We start from the raw sequence: 17,463 nt of genomic DNA on the forward strand, positions 1-17,463 counted from the left end.
ACCCGCCTGAAAAAGAATCCCGACACCACCTCATCAACCCCGCCCCGCCAACTGCCACCGGAAAACTCCAGGCCGCTGCAGCGAAGCCCTCGAATTTAGCACAGGTTCTGACGCTCTCTCCTGCACCAGCCCAATTAGTTTGCTTTGAGAGTCAAAAAGGCAGTGCTTCCGCAATCGGTGCAGATAGCACTGAATTCACCTTCGTGCATACGGACGATGGCAGCCACGATGGCCAAGCCCAGGCCGTGGTGTTCACTCCGCGCATCTTGCCGCGCGGAATCAGCCCGAAAGAACCCGTCGAACATGCACGTTTGAACTATTGGTGTGATCTGAGCACCTTGGTTGGTGACTGTGATACGCGCGTAAGCAGTCCCGTCATGCTGCTCACGACTGATCTTTACGTGGATCGTCGACTCACAATCTGCATAGCGAGAGGCATTCCCGAAGAGGTTGGAGATCGCGCCACGCACCAGTCCCCGGTCGTAGGCACAGACACAGTCGCCAGTGACCTACACCGTCAGGTTCCGCTCTTCTGACGCTACGCCATGAAACTCCGCGATAGCACGCACCTCTTAAGCCAACGAATCTGGGACTGTTCTGCGCGCCTCCGCACCTCAATCAGCCCGCGACAGAAACAGCACGTCACTCACGATGGTCGACCGCCGCCGTAATTCCTCCAGACTGGATGCCAGCGTTTCGCGCATTACATCCATACTCGCACCGCCCGTGAGCAGTAGTTCGGTCTCCCCCGTCAGGATCGCGAGGGGTGTCCGCAGCTCGTGCGCCACGTCTGGATTGAATCCCTCGGATTGCTGCCAAGCCTGCTCGAGACGCCCCAGCAATTCATTGACCTGCTCGATCCACGGCATCAGCTCCTCGACCGGCTGTTCGATGCTCAACCGCTGGTCGAGCCGGCGCGCCGACAGCGCACGCGTCTGTTGCGCCAGTTCCCGCAGCGGAGCGAGTCCCCGCCGAACCACCCAGTAGCCACCCGCCCCGACTACCGCCGCGCCGACGCAGGCGACAGCGGCGAGCCCCTATGCGAGTTGGTGTAGCAGGTCTGCATCCGGATACTGATCCATCTGCGGGACGACCGGGATTGGTTGCTCCACTCCCTCCGCCGCGACCACGTCGAAAGTCGCCTGACGCGTGCGACGGAAGTGCGTTCCGCTCGCGACCGGGCTGCGATAGAGCACCTCCCGCCCTTCACCGGCCGCGATGGTTAGCGACAGATCGGTATGTACCTTGAAGAAGGTGTCGAGCTGTCCGCGCAGACTGTCCATGTCCTCGCGGCCCTCGTGGGCGCCGTGTTCGAGCAGCAGCCGGACCAGATCGGTCTTGCGCACAAGCTCGTCGCTCGCCCGGTCGTCCAGCGCCCAGCCCACGAACAGGTAGATCGCCAGGCAGACCGCGCCGAGCCGCGCCAGCGCTTGGAGCGCGAATATCCGCGAAAGCCGGGTGCCGAGCGATGCGTATCCGTCGCGGCGCCTGCCCTGAAGCCACGCCGTCAGACGCTGCATGGCTTCATGGAACCGAGGGCTGCGTCGCAGAAGCCGTCATGTCGCGACGGTCCTCCAGCACATAGCCCATCCCCCGCATCGTGTGGAGCAGCTTGTGCTCGAACGGGTCGTCGATCTTGCTGCGCAGCCTCCGGATCGCGACTTCCACGACATTGGTGTCGCTGTCGAAATTCATGTCCCACACCTGCTCGGCCAGGACGGTGCGCGACAGCATTTGCCCGCTGCGGCGGATCAGTAAGGCCAGCAGCTTGAATTCCTTGGCCGTGAGATCGAGACGCACCGTGCCGCGCACCGCCCGTCTGCGCAGCAGATCCAGTTCCAGGTCGGCGACGCGCAGTACCGCGCTCTCTTCCAGTGGGCGGCTGGCGCCGCGGCGCAACAGCGCCTCCATCCGGGCCAGCAGTTCGGAAAAAGCGAAGGGTTTGCCGAGGTAGTCGTCGGCACCCCCCTGCAGACCCTGCACGCGGTCTTCGACCCGGTCGCGGGCCGTCAGCATCAGGACCGGCACTTGGCGGGCGCCGCATCGTGGCGCAGCAGCCGCAGCACGCCGAACCCGTCAAGGGCGGGCAGCATCACGTCGAGCAGGATCAGGTCGTACCGCCCTTCGCGCGCAAGGTGCAGGCCGTCCACCCCATCCTGCGCCACGTCCACGACGTAGCCGTTTTCCTGCAGTCCACGCCGCAGGTAGTCGGCCAGCTTCGGTTCGTCTTCCACGATGAGGATGCGCATGGATCCGCGGGTAACGAGATGGCGGACGGGCGAGATGACAAATTCGTAATCCTGGCGTCCGGGTCCGGTAGGGGCCTGAACCGCACAGTACGTCCATCACCAACTTCAGAGGACGCCACCCTGAACACCCGCCCCCTTATCGCCGCTGCAGCCGTCCTGTGCCTCAGCGCCCCTGCATTCGCCACGCATGTGCTCGTGCCGACGACCGACGAGCGTGGCTACAGCACGCGTTGGGACTCGTCCGTGCAAGCCAAGACCCGCGCCCAAGTGAAGAACGACATGGCCGCCGCCCAGAAACAGCATGCGCAAGCGGTGCGACTGGGTGTGTTCCCGACACCCAAGTCGATCAAGGTCGCCGACCGCGCGACGGTCCGCAGCGATGCCTACAAGACGGTGCGGATGCCTGTCGGCGAACAGTACCGCCCGAACTGATGAAGGGCTGACGTCCTCAGAAACCCCTGGCCAGCGGCGGATCGCCCCACCGCCGGCCGCCCCGCGAAGTTAGAACTGCACCTGCACGCCGACCTTTACGCTGCGCCCCGGCAGTGGCGACTTGGGAAAAGCGGTGCTGGTCAGGATGGATGTCGCGCTGTAGGCGAGCCGATCCGTGATGTTGTCGAAGCGGGCGTACCACAGCACGGTGCCCGACCTCTGGCCCATCGGCAGGGTGGATCGGTACCCGATCGACGCATTCCACAGGGTATAGCCGGCGGTCGCACGGCTCCCCACCGGCACGCGGCGCTGGGCAGCGGCACTGTCGAAGCCGCCGGTCACGCGCCACGGGCCTTCGGCCCACACGATGCTGCTGCCGAACCGGGCCGGCGCGATGCGCGCAAGCGGCTGGCCGGTATCGCTGTCGCGGGCGCGCACCAGATCTGCCCGCAGCAACCAGTCCCACGTCGACGCAGCAGTGTCCTCGCGGCTGCCGGACCAGATCCCGTTCCGGCCGACGAGCCGTACCGTCGCACTCGACTCGATGCCCGTGAATCGAGCACGAATACCCTGGTAGCGGAATTCGGGCAAAGCGCCGTCGGTTCCCCCGGCGACACGAGCACCCTCCTCTGTGACGGCACCCCCGGTCGGCGCGAGCCCGATGTAGTGGCCGAACTGCGTCGCAAACGTCGTCAGGTTGAAGCGGTGCGGTCCGTCCTTCCACGCCAAGCCGGCATCCACGCCGGTGGATCTTTCCTTGCGGAGGGTGCTGTCGCCGGTCTCCCAAGCGCCGGTGGCGAGGTGCGGTCCGGCTGCGAACAACTCGTAATCCTTGGGCGCCCGCTGCGTGTAGGCCAGGTTGGAGGTGAACTGCCATGCCGGCGCCAGCTGGACGACGGCACCGACTGCGGCGCTGTGGGGCTGGAACCTGCGACGGCCAATCTCGAAGCGATCGCTGTCGGCGCTGCCGCTGGAGGCCACCTCGACCTGCTCGGAGCGCGTGCCGAACGTCCACTTGCCCCAGCCGGTACGCCATTCCTCGTGGAGAAATAGGGCGGTGGCGCGGGTGCGGCTCGACGGTACGAACGCTTCCTCGCCGACCGCCGAGAAACGCGATGCGTCCACCTGCAGTCCCAGCACCCCGTGCAGGGCGCCCCAAGGCGTATGGCGGGCTTCCAGCCGCAGGTCATTTCCCCGGTTGCGGAACACCGTACCGGCCGCGCCGCCCTCGTACTCGGTATGCCGGTAGTCGGTGTGGCTCGCCTGCATCCGCAGGCTCTCCAGCGGCCCGCCCTGCACCCGCCATTCGCCCTGCAGCGCGTAGCGCCGCGACTGCATTCCGATCGTCACATCGTCCTCGGCCACCGTGCCGTAGTCGCTGCGGTAGGTGCTGACGGACGCGCCGAGGTATCCCCGATCGAAGAACAGGCTGCCGCCAAGCGCGCCGCCGCGGGCATGGCTCGCGGAATTGCAGATGCGCCGGGTCAGACCCGGAGCGCCCGGTTTCTCGCAGACGAGGTCGACCGGCACGCGCACGTCGTCCGTGCGGCGGTCGAAAACATCGGCATGGAGGGCATAGCGCTCGTTGCCGCCCTCGATCAGCGCGCCGCCGGACCGTTCCTTGTTGCCGGTAGCGCCCGCGGCCTCGACCTTGCCGGTCACGCCGTTGATCGGCTCGCGCGGAATGCGGTTGTCGATCACGTTGACCACGCCGCCGACCGCGCTCCCACCGTAAAGCAACGCCGCCGGTCCGCGCAGCACTTCGATGCGCTCGGTGGTCAGCGCCTCGGTCGGGACGGCATGGTCGAAGCTGAGCGCCGACGCGTCGAAGGTGGCTCCGCCGTTCTGCAGGATGCGGATACGGTCGCCGTCGAGCCCGCGGATGATCGGCCGACTGGCGTTGGGGCCGAAATAGGTGCTGCTGACCCCGGGCAGCCGGTCGAGGGTTTCGCCGAGCGTCGGCTGGGTGCGCAAGGTCAGCGCATCTCCGGTCAGCCGCTCGGCCGGGACCACCGTGTCGGCCGCGCCGAGGGGGTTGCCGGTCACGGTGATGTCGCCGAGGCTTCGGAGCGGCACCGGGGCAGGCGACGCGTCGGGCACGGCGGCGGAAGGAGCTTGGGCGCAAGCTGCACCCGCATAGGAGAGAACGGCGGCGCCGATGGCACTCGCCCTGAAGAAGGAAAGCATGGAAGTACCCGTTTGAAGATCGATCTTGGTGCGCAGCTGCAAGACATGCGCACACCAGTCGCCGACTGCCGCTCAGGCAAGGTCGGCCCGCACGCCGGACGGCGCGCGAAGATGCGTCAACGGAACGAAGGGGGGCCGCGGGCGTCGAAAAGCGCCGCCCACCGCAGCAGCGCTTCGCCGCTCCACCAGGCCTGCAGGGCCGTGGGAGGTACGACCGGCAGACTGTGGGCCGCGGCGGCCGGCATGTCGTCGGCCTGGCAGAGCTGGTCGTAGAGACGACAGTCCGCGTCGTGCGGGTGGTCCCCGAACAGGCGGCCGATACCATGCCCATGGTCGTGTTCATGCGCCCACGCCGTGTCTGCGCTGGCAGACAGGGCGTGGGGGCGATGGTGGTGGTGGGCTTCGGGTCCGGCCGTCAGGCCGATTGCCGAGATCGGCCCGTGCAGCACTGCATGCCACTGGCCGAGCATCTGCATCGCGCACAGCAGCAAGGGCAGCACCCATAACCATCCCATGCGGATACGGATCGACCCGCCAGTGCGGCAACGGCGCTCGAGCAAGGGGCGATACAAGACAGGCATGGGCGGGCGATTGTCGCCCAGGCGCCCCGGCCTGCCCGCTGCACCGCTGGGCCGTCAGTCGGCCTTCACGTAGTCCGCGAAGGTCTTGCGGAATTTCTGCACCTTCGGCCCGACGACATAAGCGCAGTAGCCCTGGTTCGGGTGGTGCTCGAAATAGTCCTGGTGATACGCCTCGGCCGGCGCATACCGCTCCAGCGGCAGGACTTCAGTGACGATCGGCGCGTCGTAAGCGCCCTGCGCGCGCAACGTGGCGATCACCTCCTGCGCCACCGCCTGCTGCGCCGGATCGGTCCAGTAGATGCCGCTGCGGTACTGCGTGCCGACGTCGTTGCCCTGGCGGTTGAGGGTCGTCGGGTCGTGCACGACAAAGAAGATCTCCAGGATTTCGCGCAGCGTGATGACGGACGGGTCGAACACCAGCTTCACCACTTCGACATAACCGGTCTGGCCGGTGCAGACCTGCTCGTAGCTGGGTGCCGGACCATGCCCGTTGCAATAGCCGCTCTCGACATCCTCGACGCCGCGCACGCGCACATAGACCGCCTCGGTGCACCAGAAGCAGCCGCCGCCGAGCACGATCGTTTCCTGCCTTTTCTCTGACATGGGGAATCCTTTCGATGGACGCGTCAGCATCGCACCATGAGCAGGTGCGACGGTGACCGGCCGTACATCGCCTCAGCACGCAGATGGTTGACGGCGCTCCGTCGGCACCCCTACATTACTAACCCACGAGTCATTAACATGGATCAGGACCTGGACACCACCGCCTCTCCGCCGCGTCGCACACGGCGCAAAGAGGCGCGCCCGGGCGAGCTGCTCGATGCGGCGCTGGACCTGTTCGTCGAGCGCGGCTATGCGGCCACGAAGGTAGAGGACGTGGCGTCGCGTGCCGGGGTGTCGAAGGGCACGCTGTTTCTCTATTTCCCCAGCAAGGAGGAGTTGCTGAAGGCGGTCGTGCGGCACAGCATCGTCGGCCTGTTCGACCGCTGGTCGTCGGAGATCGACAGCTACACCGCCAGTTCGGCCGAAATGCTGATCTATGCGCTGGACGAGTGGTGGAAGCACGTGGGCTGCACCAAGGCGGCCGGCATCTGCAAGCTGATGACGGCCGAGGCCTGCAATTTCCCCGAGCTGGCCAAGTTCTACCAGCAGGAAGTCGAGGCGCCCGGTGCCGCGCTGCTGGCGCGCATCGTGCGGCGCGGCATCGCCCGCGGCGAGTTCCGGGCGGTCGATGTGGACTACGCCGTCTATGCCCTGAAGGCGCCGATGATGTTCCTGATGCTGCAGCCGCCAGCCAGTGCAGGCGGCGACCGGCCGTTCGACGCGGAACGTTTCCTGCGCACGCAGTCCGACCTGCTGCTGCGCGGCCTGGAAGCGGCGCCGCACGGCGTCGGCCCCGGCACGGCGCCCTAAAATCGGCCGGTTTGCCCCGACGCACCCGAAAGAATTCCGATGAACCTGCCCCTCAACACGCCTTTCGACCACGCCAGCCCGATCGACCAGGCCCGCTTCAACATGATCGAGCAGCAGATCCGCCCGTGGGACGTGCTCGACAACGATGTGCTGGACCTGCTGGCGGTCCTGCGCCGCGAGGATTTCGTGCCGCAGGAGCACAAGGCGCTGGCGTTCGTCGACATGGAAATTCCCTTGCCGCACGGCCGCACGATGCTGGCGCCGAAGGTCGAGGCCCGGCTGCTGCAGGACCTGGTGGTGAAGAAGCACGAGTCGGTGCTCGAGATCGGGACCGGCTCCGGCTACATGGCGGCGCTGCTCGCGAGCCGCGCCGCGCGGGTGGTGACGCTGGAGATCGACCCCGAGATCGCCGCCCAGGCCCGCGCCAACCTGCAGCGCGCCGGCATCGCCAATGTCGAAGTCCGCGTCGCCGACGGCTCGCAGGGCACGGTCGCCGGAGGCCCGTTCGACGTGATCCTGCTGAGCGGCTCGGTCGCGCAGGTGCCGCAGTCCCTGCTGGCCCAGCTCAAGGTCGGCGGCCGGCTGGCAGCCATCGTCGGCAGCGAGCCGATGATGCGCGTCCACATCGTTACCCGTACCGGCGAGTCCCAGTACACCACGGCCGAGCCGTGGGACACGGTCGCACCGCGGCTCGCGGGGTTCCCGGAGCCGTCGCGCTTCCGTTTCTGATTTCCTTCTTTTTCCGGGCTTACCTTCCATGCACGCACCGTCCATCGCCCAGACCCGCCCTGCGGACTTCGACCAGTGGCTCGCCGCCCATGCCGGCGCGGAACCGGTGGTGCTCGACGTGCGGGAGCCATGGGAAGTGCAGACGGCCAGCGTCACCCCGGCGGGCTTCCGGCTGGTCACGGTGCCGATGAACAGCGTGCCCGCCCGGCTGGCGGAGCTCGACCGCACGACCCCGGTGGCCTGCCTCTGCCACCACGGTGCGCGCAGCCAGCGGGTCGCCGCCTTCCTGGCCCAGAACGGTTTCGACGATGTGGTGAACATCGCCGGCGGCATCGATGCCTGGTCGCGCGAGCGCGACGGCACCGTACCGCGCTACTGACGCCTCTTTTCCCGAATCGACTTTGTTGTTTCCGCGGCGCAGCCGGCTGCGCGGCGCGCGCTCGCCTGCCTGCGCGCATCGACCGGCCGCGCAGTCCTGCCCCCCTATACGAGGATGCCCATGCCCCGCCTGCTCCCGACCCTCCTCATCGCCGCCGCCGGCGGGGCCGCCTGCGGTGCGGCCGCCCTGCATGCCGAGACACTGGTCGAGGCATACGAGGCTGCGCGGGCCTTCGATGCGCCGCTGCAGTCGGCGCAGGCCGGGTACGACGCCACGGTCTACCGCGCAGAGCAGCTTCGGGCGGGCGTGCTGCCGGCAGTCGGTTTCAGCGCCACCGCGGGCCGGACGCTGACCGAGATCACCCCCGGCGGCGACCGCAACGGCAACGCGCAGACGGTTGGCATCAACGGCACCCAGCCGCTGTACCGGCCGGCCAACAGGATCGCGATCGAACAGGGCCAGCGCCAGGTCGCCGCGGCGCGCGCCGCCCTCGACGGCGCGGTGCAGGATCTGACGGTCCGCGTCGCGCAGGCGTACTTCGACGTGCTCGCCGCACAGGACACGCTGGCGGTGGTGCAGGCCCAGAAGGCCGCGGTGACGCAGCAGCTCGCCTTCGCGCAACGCAATTTCGAGATCGGCGCTGCCACGATCACCGACAGCCGCGAAGCGCAGGCGCGCGCCGACCTGGTCGCCGCGCAGGAAATCGCGACTGACAACGAACTGCGGGTGCGGCGGCTGGCGCTCGACCAGCTGCTCGGCCGCACCGGCGTGCAGCCCCGGCCGCTGGCGCTGCCGGCAGCATTGCCCGAACTCGCACCGGCCATGCTCGAAGGCTGGGTCGCACAGGCCCAGGAGGCCCAGCCGGCGGTGCGGCAGGCCCAGCTCGCGCTGGACGTGGCCCGACTGGAGGTGCGCCGCGCCGAGACCGGCCACCTGCCGACGGTGGACCTGACCGCCGGCTACAACGTGCAGCGTTACCCGAGCGGCAGCCTGATCCTGCCTTTTCCCTACCGCACCAACGCCACCTCGGTCGGCGTGCAGCTCAACCTGCCGCTGTTCGCCGGTTTCGCAGTGCAGAACCGGGTGCGGGAGACGCTCGCGCTGGAAGAGCGCGCGGCGGCCGACCTCGACAACGCGCGGCGCACCGTCGCGCAGCAGGTGCGGACGCTGTTCCTCGGCGCGCTGTCCGGCGCCAGCCAGGTGCGCGCGCTGGAAACGGCCGAGGCGTCGAGCCAGAGCGCGCTCGACGCCAACCGGCTCGGCTACGAGGTGGGCGTCCGGATCAACATCGACGTGCTGAACGCCCAGAGCCAGCTGTTCCAGACCCGCCGCGACCTGGCGCAGGCGCGCTACAACGTGCTGATGGCGCAGCTGCGGCTGCGGCAGGCGGCGGGCGTGCTGACGACGCAGGATCTGCAGAACGTGAACGCGCTGCTGACGCCCTGAGCGCCGCGCCGCGGCGCGGCGCGGCGACTTCAGGCGGCAGGGCGGCGACGTTCGGCTGCCGCGTTCCGCAGCAGTGTGACTGCCGCATCGGCGGTTCGGGCGGCCGCGCCCCGGTGCGCTGCGGCGAAGCGCCGTCCGGCGGCTTGGGCAGCGGCCAGCGCGGCGGGATCGTCGATCAGCCGGCAGGCGGTCGCGATCGCCTCGTCGATGCCGGTGGTACGGAATGCAGCGCCCGCCGCCGTAGCGCCGTCGGCGGCCTCGGCGAAGTTGAAGGTGGACGGCCCCGTCACCACCGGGCAGCCGCAGGCTGCCGCCTCGATCAGGTTCTGGCCGCCGAGCGGCGCGAAGCTGCCGCCAAGCAGGGCGGCATCGGCTGCACCGTAGTACAGCGCCATCTCGCCCAGCGAATCGCCGAGCCAGACGTCGGCAGCCGCCGCCTCGACCGGTGGTGCGTCGCCCCAGGTGCTGCGCCGTGCGACCGTCAGGCCGGCATCCTGGAGCAGCGCGGCCACCGCGTCGAACCGCTGCGGATGGCGAGGGACGATCAGCCACAAAGGGCGATTCGCTATCGAATCAGCAGCGCCTTGCGCACGTCCTGCTTGCGCTAGGGACCGAAAACGACCCAAAGCTTCGATCCACAGCTGTTCCTCGCCTTCGCGTGAGCTGGCGAACAGCAGCACCGGCCGACCGGCGGCTGCGTGCCACGCCTGCCCGCGCGCGAGCAGCGCAGGGTCGGGCGCCATGTCGAACTTCAGGTTGCCGAACACGCCGTGCACCGGCGCCTGCAGCGTGCGCAGGCGTTCGGCATCGCCGTCGCTCTGCGCCCAGACCGCGGCCAAGCCGCCGAACGCCGGCTGGGCCAGCACCGCCAGCCGCTCGGCCTCGCGCAGCGATTTCGCGCTCAGCCGTGCGTTGGCGAGGCACAGCGGCACGCCGGCCTGCCGGCAGCCGGCGACGAGGTTGGGCCAGACCTCGGTTTCCATCAGCAGACCCATCGACGGCCGGAAGTGCGCGAGAAACCGGGCGACGGCCCCGGGCGTATCCCAGGGCTGCCAGGCCTGCAGGTCGCCCGGCTGCAACAGCCGGGTGCCTTCGGCCCGGCCGGTGGCGGTGCCGTGGGTCAGCAGCAGCTGCATCCCGGGCAGGCGCTCCCGCAGCGCGGCGACCAGCACCGCGGCGGCGCGGGTTTCGCCGAGCGATACCGCGTGGACCCAGATGCGCAGGCCGGACGCGGCGGGCGCGGCCGTGTCGTAACGGCCGAATCGCTCCTCCACCGCCTCCAGGTACCCGGGCTCGGCCACGCCGCGCCGCGCGAGCTTGCGCCGCAACAGTGGCTGCGCCGCCCGGAGGCCGAGGCCGTAGAGACTGCGCACGGCGCGTTGCAGGAAGGTTTCCATCGTTCAAAAACGGCGATGGCGCAGGACCCGCGTGCGCCATGCGCTATGGTTTCATGAGCAGTGCCTCGACCGCTGCCGCTCAGTGCGCAGCAGCACCCACGTGCGCGTCCGGCTTGACGGTCTTGAGCAGCGCCAGCATGTCGTTCTCGATGCGGTGCATCGCATCCTGGGTGTGGCCCTCGAAGCGCAGGACCAGCACCGGCGTGGTGTTGGAGGCGCGGATCAGGCCGAAGCCGTCCGGCCAGTCCACCCGAACGCCGTCGATCGTCGAGACCTTGGCCGGCGCGTCGAAGCGGGCGCTGTCGATCAGCTGCTGCACCAGCGTGTGCGGCTCGCCCTCGGCGCACTGCACGTTGAGTTCGGGGGTGGAGAAGCTGGTCGGCAGCGCGTTCAGCACTTCGCTCGCGTCCGGGCTCCGGCTGACGATCTCCAGCAGCCGGCAGCCGGCGTAGGTGCCGTCGTCGAAGCCGTACCAGCGCTCCTTGAAGAAGATGTGGCCGCTCATCTCGCCGCCGAGCGGCGAATTCGTCTCGCGCATCTTGGCCTTAATGAGCGAATGGCCGGTCTTGAACATCGTCGCCTTGCCGCCGGCCGCCTCGATCGCGGGGGCGAGCCGCTGGCTGCACTTCACGTCGAACACGATCTCGCCGCCGGGCACGCGGCTCAGCACGTCCTGGGCGAACAGCATCATCTGGCGGTCGGGGAAGATGTTCTGGCCGTCCTTGGTGACGATACCCAAGCGGTCGCCGTCGCCGTCGAAGGCGAGTCCGAGTTCGGCATCGCCGGAGCGCAGCGCGCGGATCACGTCCTGCAGGTTCTCGGGCTTGCTCGGGTCCGGATGGTGATTTGGGAAATTGCCGTCGACCTCGCTGAACAGCTCGGTCACTTCGCAGCCGATCGCGCGGAAGATCTTCGGCGCGGTGGCGCCGGCGATGCCGTTGCCCGAATCGACCACGATCCTGATCGGGCGGGCGAGCTTGATGTCGCCGGCAATGCGCTGCACGTACTCGTCGACCACGTCCATCTCGCGGACCGCGCCGCCGTCCTGCAGCGTCCACCCCTCCTCGTCCATCATGCGGCGCAGCGCCTGGATCTCGTCGCCGTAGATCGCCTTGCCGGCCAGGACCATCTTGAAGCCGTTGTAGTCCTTCGGGTTGTGGCTGCCGGTGACCTGGATGCCGCTGGTGGCATGGGTGCTGGCCGCGAAGTACAGGATCGGCGTGGTGACCGCGCCGACGTCGATCACCTGCACGCCCGCATCGACCAGCCCGGCGATCAGCGCGCGCGACAGCGCCAGCCCCGACAGACGGCCGTCGCGCCCGACTGCGACGGTCGTCTCGCCCTTCGCCATCGCCGTCGTGCCGAAGGCCCGGCCGAGGGCGCGGGCGACCACCTCGTCGAGGGTGGACGGCACGACTCCGCGGATGTCGTAGGCCTTGAAGATGGACGGGGCGAAGGGCATGGGGAAAAGCTCCGGACAGGGTGTCGTGAACGAGGAAAATCCGGCGAATTGTAGGGAGCGCTCCTCTCGCGCCCTGTCGGACGGCGGCCCGAGCAACGTTCGCTGCGATGTGCGGCAACACGCACTATTTCGCAGTCACCTGCAGCAGTGGCACCAACCGCTTGAAGAGAGCGTCGTTCTCGCGCATGACCGCGGTGAACTGGTCGCCCTCCTCGTAGATCAGGTTCACGTTCTGCTTCTTCAGCGTGTCCTGGTATTTCGGATCGGCGCTCACCTTGCGGGTCAGCTCGCGCCATTGCGCAACCACGTCGGGCGGCGTGCCCTTGGGCACCATCAGGCCACGCCAGGTGCCGATGGCCAGGTCCACACCGCGTTCCTTGAGCGTCGGCACCTGCGGCAACTCGGCGATGCGCTGGGCCGAGGTCACAGCCAGCACGCGCAGCTTCCCCGCCTGGATGTGGCTGTTCATGGCCCCTGGCGCTACCACGGTCGCATCGACCTGGCCCGCCAGAATGGCCTGGATCGCCGGCGCTTCGCCCTGGTACGGCACACGGGTGAACTTGATGCCGGTACGGTCCTCCAGCGCCGCGGCCGCGATGTCGGGAATCGCGCCGTTGCCGGACGTCGACAGCGTGACCTTGCCCGCGCTGGCGCGGGCATGCGCCAGGAACTCCTCGATCGTTTTCCACGGGGCATCGGCGCGCACGGTGACCGAAGCCGGATCGGCGTTGATACGAGCGATCGGCACGAAGTTCTCGTAGCTGGCGCGGCCGATACCAAGGTAGGGCGCGATCAGCAGTTCGGGCGTGGCCATCACGACCTTGTAGCCGTCGGGCCTGGCGGCGGCCGCCTCGCTGAAACCGATCGACCCGATGGCCCCAGGCCGGTTGACGATGAGGATCGGTTGCGCGAAGTGCGGGCGCGCAGCTTCGGCATAGACGCGCGCGATCACATCGGTGCCGCCGCCGGCCGGCCACGGCACGATCATCTCGACCGGTTTCGACGGGTAGCCTTCGGCCCATGCGGGGGCTGCGGCCGATATGCAGAGCGTGGCAGCCAGCATCAGGGAGCGAAAGAGTGCCATGGTCAGTCTCCTGGAGAACAAGGGCGGGTGGGGAATCAATGCATCAAAGGCGGGGTATCGACAGTGCGCCGTCGACCTGGAGCACGCTGCCGGTGGCGAAGGCCAGTTCGCCGCCGGCCAGCAGCGCGACCGAGCGGCCGACGTCTTCCGGGCGGCCCCAGCGGCCCATCGGTACGAGGCCGTCGGCGATGCGGGCGTCATAGGCCGGCGCGACGCTTTCGGTCATCGGCGTGCGGATGATGCCGGGACGGACCTCGAAAACGCCGATGCCGCTCGCCGCCAGACGCAAGGCGAAGAGCCTGGTCAGCATGCCGAGGCCGGCCTTGGAGAGGCAGTATTCGCCGCGCTCGACCGACGCCATCTCGGCGCTGACCGACGAGACGGTGACGATGCTGCGGGCCGCGCCGCCCGGCGCATCGGAGAGCATGCGTCGCGCCACGGCCTGGGTGAAGAAAAAGGTGCCGCGCAGGTTCACGTCGAGCAGCCGATCGAACGATGCGGTACCGACATCGAGCAGGTCGCCGCGCCGCTCGGCGGGCAGGCCTGCGTTGTTGACCAGGCAGCGGATCGGCCCGGCCCAGGCTGTCACCGCGTCGAGCACTTCGGCATGCCGGCCCGTGTCCGCCAGGTCGAAGAGGAAAAGCCGGCCGCGGGCACCGCAGGCGGTGATGTCCGCCAGTACCTGATCCGCCCCCTCGTCTGCGACGTCGGTGATGGCCAGGTCGTAACCTCGCTGTGCCAGCGAAAGCGCGATCGCAGCGCCGATGCCACGGCGCGCTCCGGTCACGATGGCAAGAGGACGGGTGTGCGACATCGTGAATCCACTATGTGCTGGAACGTTCCAATTTGGGATGATCGCGATTGTTGGAACGATCCACCGCTGGGTCAACAGCACACAGGGAAAACACTATGCGAAACGACGAGGCCGCCGGGCGGACGCCTACCATCCTGGACGTAGCCGCCTTCGCACAAGTCTCCAAATCCACGGTATCGCTGGTGCTGCAGGGCAGCACCCGGATTCCCGAAGCCACGGCAGAACGGGTGCGCAACGCAGCGGCGGCGCTCGGCTACATCTACAACCAGCGCGCTGCCAGTCTGCGACGGCAGTCGTCCACCACGATCGGCGTCGTCATCAACGACCTGATGAATCCGTTCTTTTCGGAAGTGTTGATTGGCCTGGAGAGTGCGCTGGTGGAAGCCGGATACACGGTGCTGATGGGACATTCCCAAGAAGACCCGCGTCGGCAGGAACGCCTGCTGCAGTCGATGCGCGAGCTGCACGCGGGAGGCATCGTGCTCTGCCCGGCCATCGGCACGCCGCCGGAGAACCTTGCCCGCCTCCGCGACAGCGGCACGCCCCTCACGCTGATCGTGCGCGCACACGACCGTGCCGGCCACGACTTCGCTGGCGTAGCGAACGCGCAGGGCGTGTTCCTCGCCACGCAGCACCTGATCGGCGCAGGACACCGCCGGATCGGTTTCCTCGGCGGCCTGCCCGGCACGATGCAGGTCGACCGGGTGTCCGGCTATCGCCAGGCGCTGGCAGAAGCCGGCATTGCCTTCGATCCTGTACTCGTCGTGAGCGCCCCACCCCATCGGGCGGGTGGGTACGGTGCCTTGCATGCGCTGCTGGATGGGGAAGGCGCGGCGACCGCAGCGGTCTGCTACAACGACATCACCGCCTTCGGTGCCTTGTCGGCACTGGGTGCGCGGGGACTGCGCGCAGGTGCCGACTTCGCACTGGTCGGCTTCGACAATGTGCTCGATGCGGCGCACTCGAACCCTCCGCTCACCACGGTCGATATCCGGCCGGTCGAACTCGGCCTACGCGCCGCGGAACTGCTGCTGCAGCGGATTGCCGAGCCCGGGCGGCCCGCGCAAGCCTACGAGGCGACGCCGCAGCTGGTCGTGCGCGGCTCGGGTTGAATCCGGCCGCGCAACGCCCGACTCCGCCCTGTCCGTTGCTCGGAGCCGCATGTCCGAAAACAGCGCCTCCCGCGGCTGCGCCCTTCTTATGATCCGCCCATGCCCCGCACCGCCCCTCGCTTCCCCGACGCGCCGCGTGCGACGGATGCGCTGCCGGGCACAGAAGCAGCACACCTCGGCCTGCCCGCCGATCCCGATGGCTGCTACCGCGCACTGGCCGCGCACGACGCGCGTTTTGACGGCCGGTTCTTCACCGGCGTGACCTCCACCGGCATCTACTGCCGGCCCGTATGCCGGGTGCGGACGCCGCGGCGCGAGAACTGCCGCTTCTTCGCGCTGGCGGCGCAGGCCGAGCAGGCCGGGTTCCGGCCTTGCCTGCGCTGCCGGCCCGAACTCGCACCCGCCGCCGAGGCCGACGGCGCCGTCTGGTCGGTGCAGGACGCATCGGCCCTGCTGGCACGCGAAGCCGCCCGCCAGCTCGACGACCCGGAGATCGGCTGGAGCGCCGACGGCGACCTCGGCGCGCCGGTGCTGCGGCTCGCCGAGCGACTGGGCGTCAGCGACCGCCACCTGCGGCGCATCTTCGAGGCGCAGTTCGGTGTCTCCCCGCTGCAGTACCTGCAGACGCGTCGGCTCCTCGCGGCCAAGCAGCTGCTGACCGATACCACCCTGCCGGTGGCCGAGGTGGCGACGGCCAGCGGCTTCGGCAGCCTGCGGCGCTTCCAGGCGGCCTTCCGCCACCACTACGGCCTGGCCCCCGGCCAATGGCGGCGCGGCAGTACGGCGGCCGACGCAGACGGCAGCCTGCCGATCCGCCTCGCCTGGCGCCCGCCGTACCAGGCCGCCGCCATGCTCGACTTCCTCCGCAAGCGGCAGATCGCGGGGATGGAAACCGTCGTCGACGCCGCGGACGGCCCGCGCTATCGGCGGACCTTCGCGCTCTCGACCGGCAGCCGGCTGCATGCCGGCTGGCTGCAGATCGGCTTCGACACCGCCCGCGACCAGGTGCTGCTGCAGATGTCCGATGCGCTGCGGCCGGTGCTGCCGGCGGTGATCCGCCGGGTGCGCGCGCTGCTCGACCTGGACACGGACCCGGCCGCCATCGACACGCTGCTGCTGCCGCACTTCCCCGGCACCGCCGGCGCCCGGGTGCCCGGTGCGATGGACGGCTTCGAACTGGCGGTGCGGGCGGTGCTCGGGCAGCAGATCACCGTCGCGGCGGCACGGACGCTCGCCACCCGGCTGGTGGCGCGTTTCGGCGCACCGCTCGCAACGCCGGTGCCCGGGCTGGACCGGCTGTTCCCCTCTGCAGTGGCGCTCGCCAAAGCGAATGCCGACGCGCTGGGCGGCCTCGGCATCGTGCGGCAGCGGCAGGCGGCGATCGTGGCGCTGGCCGGGGCGGTTGAGGCCGGCACCCTGCGGCTGCAGCCCGGCGCCCCGCCCGCATCGGCGATCGCAGCCCTGTGCGCGCTGCCGGGCATCGGCGACTGGACCGCCCAGTACATCGCGATGCGCGCACTGCGCTGGCCCGACGCGTTTCCGGCCGGCGACGTCGCCTTGCAGAAAGCGCTGGGCGTGCGCGACGACCCGCGACCGGCCCAGGCCGCCACCGAAGCGTCCCAGGCGTGGCGACCCTGGCGCAGCTACGCCGTGCTGCGCGCCTGGAACACGCTGGGCATCACCACTACCGAATCGATAGCACCATCCGCAGGCGCCACGGGCGCTGGAGCCTCGAAATGACCATTACCTACGGCCCGGACACCGTGCAGCGCCGCTACGACAGTCCGCTCGGCGAAGTGGCCCTGGCCGCAACGCCGCGCGGGCTGGCCGGCCTGTGGTTCCGGGACCAGCGGCATTGGCCGGCGCAGCACCTGGACGGGCCCGCGGCGTGGCCGCTGCACGCCGCAGCGCACCCGGTGCTGGACCAGGCCGAGGCGGAACTGGCCGACTTCTTCGCCGGCCGCCGCACCGCGTTCTCGGTACCGCTCGAACTCCCGCGCGGCACCGACTTCCAGCAGGCCGTCTGGGCCGCGCTGCAGGCCCTTCCCCACGGCGCCACCTACAGCTACCGCGACCTGGCCGTCGTGCTGGGCCGGCCCGCCGCGGTGCGGGCGGTGGGCGCCGCGGTCGGCCGCAATCCGGTGTCGGTGATCGTGCCGTGCCACCGGGTGGTCGGCA

Annotated in this window: 18 protein-coding genes and 1 pseudogene; 8 read left to right on the forward strand and 11 right to left on the reverse strand. The window is 69.2% G+C overall.

The window, feature by feature from the left end:
• Nucleotides 1-134 precede the first annotated feature (134 nt).
• The 4 genes and pseudogenes from QZ500_RS19595 to QZ500_RS16155 all read right to left on the reverse strand — a co-directional run bounded on the left by QZ500_RS19595 (nucleotide 135) and on the right by QZ500_RS16155 (nucleotide 2,249).
• Nucleotides 135-470, reverse strand: a complete 336-nt coding sequence (locus QZ500_RS19595; RefSeq protein WP_366763366.1) for an ATP-binding protein — start codon at nucleotides 468-470, stop codon at nucleotides 135-137.
• A 144-nt stretch (nucleotides 471-614) separates the two neighbouring features.
• On the reverse strand, nucleotides 615-899 hold the full coding sequence (locus tag QZ500_RS16145; protein ID WP_295856546.1) for a histidine kinase dimerization/phospho-acceptor domain-containing protein: 285 nt from the start codon (nucleotides 897-899) through the stop codon (nucleotides 615-617).
• Between the two features lie 138 nt (nucleotides 900-1,037).
• Complete coding sequence (locus tag QZ500_RS16150; protein ID WP_295856548.1) at nucleotides 1,038-1,520, reverse strand: hypothetical protein; 483 nt, start codon at nucleotides 1,518-1,520, stop codon at nucleotides 1,038-1,040.
• Nucleotides 1,521-1,524: 4 nt separating this feature from the next.
• Nucleotides 1,525-2,249, reverse strand: a pseudogene (locus QZ500_RS16155) (heavy metal response regulator transcription factor).
• Between the two features lie 18 nt (nucleotides 2,250-2,267).
• On the opposite strand from QZ500_RS16155, the gene QZ500_RS16160 reads away from it, so the two are divergent.
• On the forward strand, nucleotides 2,268-2,681 hold the full coding sequence (locus tag QZ500_RS16160; RefSeq protein ID WP_295856550.1) for a DUF4148 domain-containing protein: 414 nt from the start codon (nucleotides 2,268-2,270) through the stop codon (nucleotides 2,679-2,681).
• Between the two features lie 69 nt (nucleotides 2,682-2,750).
• Here the strand turns inward: QZ500_RS16160 and QZ500_RS16165 are convergent, their stop codons facing one another.
• From QZ500_RS16165 to msrA, 3 genes are all read right to left on the reverse strand, one after another.
• Nucleotides 2,751-4,868, reverse strand: coding sequence for a TonB-dependent receptor (locus QZ500_RS16165; RefSeq protein ID WP_295856551.1), 2,118 nt, complete (start codon nucleotides 4,866-4,868; stop codon nucleotides 2,751-2,753).
• 116 nt (nucleotides 4,869-4,984) lie between these two features.
• The gene (locus QZ500_RS16170; protein ID WP_295856553.1) at nucleotides 4,985-5,449 is read right to left on the reverse strand and encodes a hypothetical protein; all 465 of its coding nucleotides are present in this window, start codon (nucleotides 5,447-5,449) and stop codon (nucleotides 4,985-4,987) included.
• 54 nt (nucleotides 5,450-5,503) lie between these two features.
• Nucleotides 5,504-6,052 (reverse strand): peptide-methionine (S)-S-oxide reductase MsrA, encoded by a 549-nt coding sequence (gene msrA / locus QZ500_RS16175; RefSeq protein ID WP_295856555.1) that lies wholly within the window; start codon nucleotides 6,050-6,052, stop codon nucleotides 5,504-5,506.
• A gap of 138 nt (nucleotides 6,053-6,190) precedes the next feature.
• On the opposite strand from msrA, the gene QZ500_RS16180 reads away from it, so the two are divergent.
• The 4 genes from QZ500_RS16180 (at nucleotide 6,191) to QZ500_RS16195 (ending at nucleotide 9,416) form a co-directional block, all read left to right on the forward strand.
• Entirely contained in the window at nucleotides 6,191-6,862 is a 672-nt protein-coding gene (locus tag QZ500_RS16180) for a TetR/AcrR family transcriptional regulator (RefSeq protein ID WP_295856557.1), read from the forward strand.
• Nucleotides 6,863-6,901: 39 nt separating this feature from the next.
• Nucleotides 6,902-7,591, forward strand: a complete 690-nt coding sequence (locus tag QZ500_RS16185; RefSeq protein ID WP_295856560.1) for a protein-L-isoaspartate O-methyltransferase — start codon at nucleotides 6,902-6,904, stop codon at nucleotides 7,589-7,591.
• A 28-nt stretch (nucleotides 7,592-7,619) separates the two neighbouring features.
• Nucleotides 7,620-7,970, forward strand: coding sequence for a rhodanese-like domain-containing protein (locus tag QZ500_RS16190; protein ID WP_295856562.1), 351 nt, complete (start codon nucleotides 7,620-7,622; stop codon nucleotides 7,968-7,970).
• Nucleotides 7,971-8,090: 120 nt separating this feature from the next.
• Complete coding sequence (locus QZ500_RS16195) at nucleotides 8,091-9,416, forward strand: TolC family outer membrane protein (protein ID WP_295856563.1); 1,326 nt, start codon at nucleotides 8,091-8,093, stop codon at nucleotides 9,414-9,416.
• A 29-nt stretch (nucleotides 9,417-9,445) separates the two neighbouring features.
• On the opposite strand, the gene QZ500_RS16200 is transcribed toward QZ500_RS16195, so the two are convergent.
• From QZ500_RS16200 to QZ500_RS16215, 4 genes are all read right to left on the reverse strand, one after another.
• A complete protein-coding gene (locus QZ500_RS16200) occupies nucleotides 9,446-10,813 on the reverse strand; it encodes a 3-deoxy-D-manno-octulosonic acid transferase (RefSeq protein ID WP_295856565.1) in 1,368 nt (455 codons plus the stop codon).
• Between the two features lie 79 nt (nucleotides 10,814-10,892).
• Nucleotides 10,893-12,275, reverse strand: a complete 1,383-nt coding sequence (locus QZ500_RS16205) for a phosphomannomutase/phosphoglucomutase (protein ID WP_295856567.1) — start codon at nucleotides 12,273-12,275, stop codon at nucleotides 10,893-10,895.
• A gap of 124 nt (nucleotides 12,276-12,399) precedes the next feature.
• Nucleotides 12,400-13,359, reverse strand: coding sequence for a tripartite tricarboxylate transporter substrate binding protein (locus tag QZ500_RS16210; RefSeq protein ID WP_295856569.1), 960 nt, complete (start codon nucleotides 13,357-13,359; stop codon nucleotides 12,400-12,402).
• Between the two features lie 43 nt (nucleotides 13,360-13,402).
• Nucleotides 13,403-14,173: a 3-ketoacyl-ACP reductase gene (locus QZ500_RS16215; protein ID WP_295856571.1), complete on the reverse strand. Its 771-nt coding sequence runs from the start codon at nucleotides 14,171-14,173 to the stop codon at nucleotides 13,403-13,405.
• A 50-nt stretch (nucleotides 14,174-14,223) separates the two neighbouring features.
• Between QZ500_RS16215 and QZ500_RS16220 the strand changes: the two genes are divergently transcribed.
• The 3 genes from QZ500_RS16220 to QZ500_RS16230 form a co-directional block, all read left to right on the forward strand.
• Nucleotides 14,224-15,285, forward strand: a complete 1,062-nt coding sequence (locus QZ500_RS16220; protein ID WP_295856573.1) for a LacI family DNA-binding transcriptional regulator — start codon at nucleotides 14,224-14,226, stop codon at nucleotides 15,283-15,285.
• Nucleotides 15,286-15,384: 99 nt separating this feature from the next.
• Complete coding sequence (locus QZ500_RS16225) at nucleotides 15,385-17,025, forward strand: AlkA N-terminal domain-containing protein (protein ID WP_295856574.1); 1,641 nt, start codon at nucleotides 15,385-15,387, stop codon at nucleotides 17,023-17,025.
• Nucleotides 17,022-17,463, forward strand: a 442-nt coding sequence (locus tag QZ500_RS16230; protein ID WP_295856576.1) for a methylated-DNA--[protein]-cysteine S-methyltransferase, incomplete at its 3' end; no start/stop codon positions are given. The genes QZ500_RS16225 and QZ500_RS16230, both read left to right, overlap by 4 nt.

The sequence above is a fragment of the uncultured Xylophilus sp. genome, assembly GCA_913776965.1.
Taxonomy (GTDB): Bacteria; Pseudomonadota; Gammaproteobacteria; order Burkholderiales; family Burkholderiaceae_C; genus Xylophilus.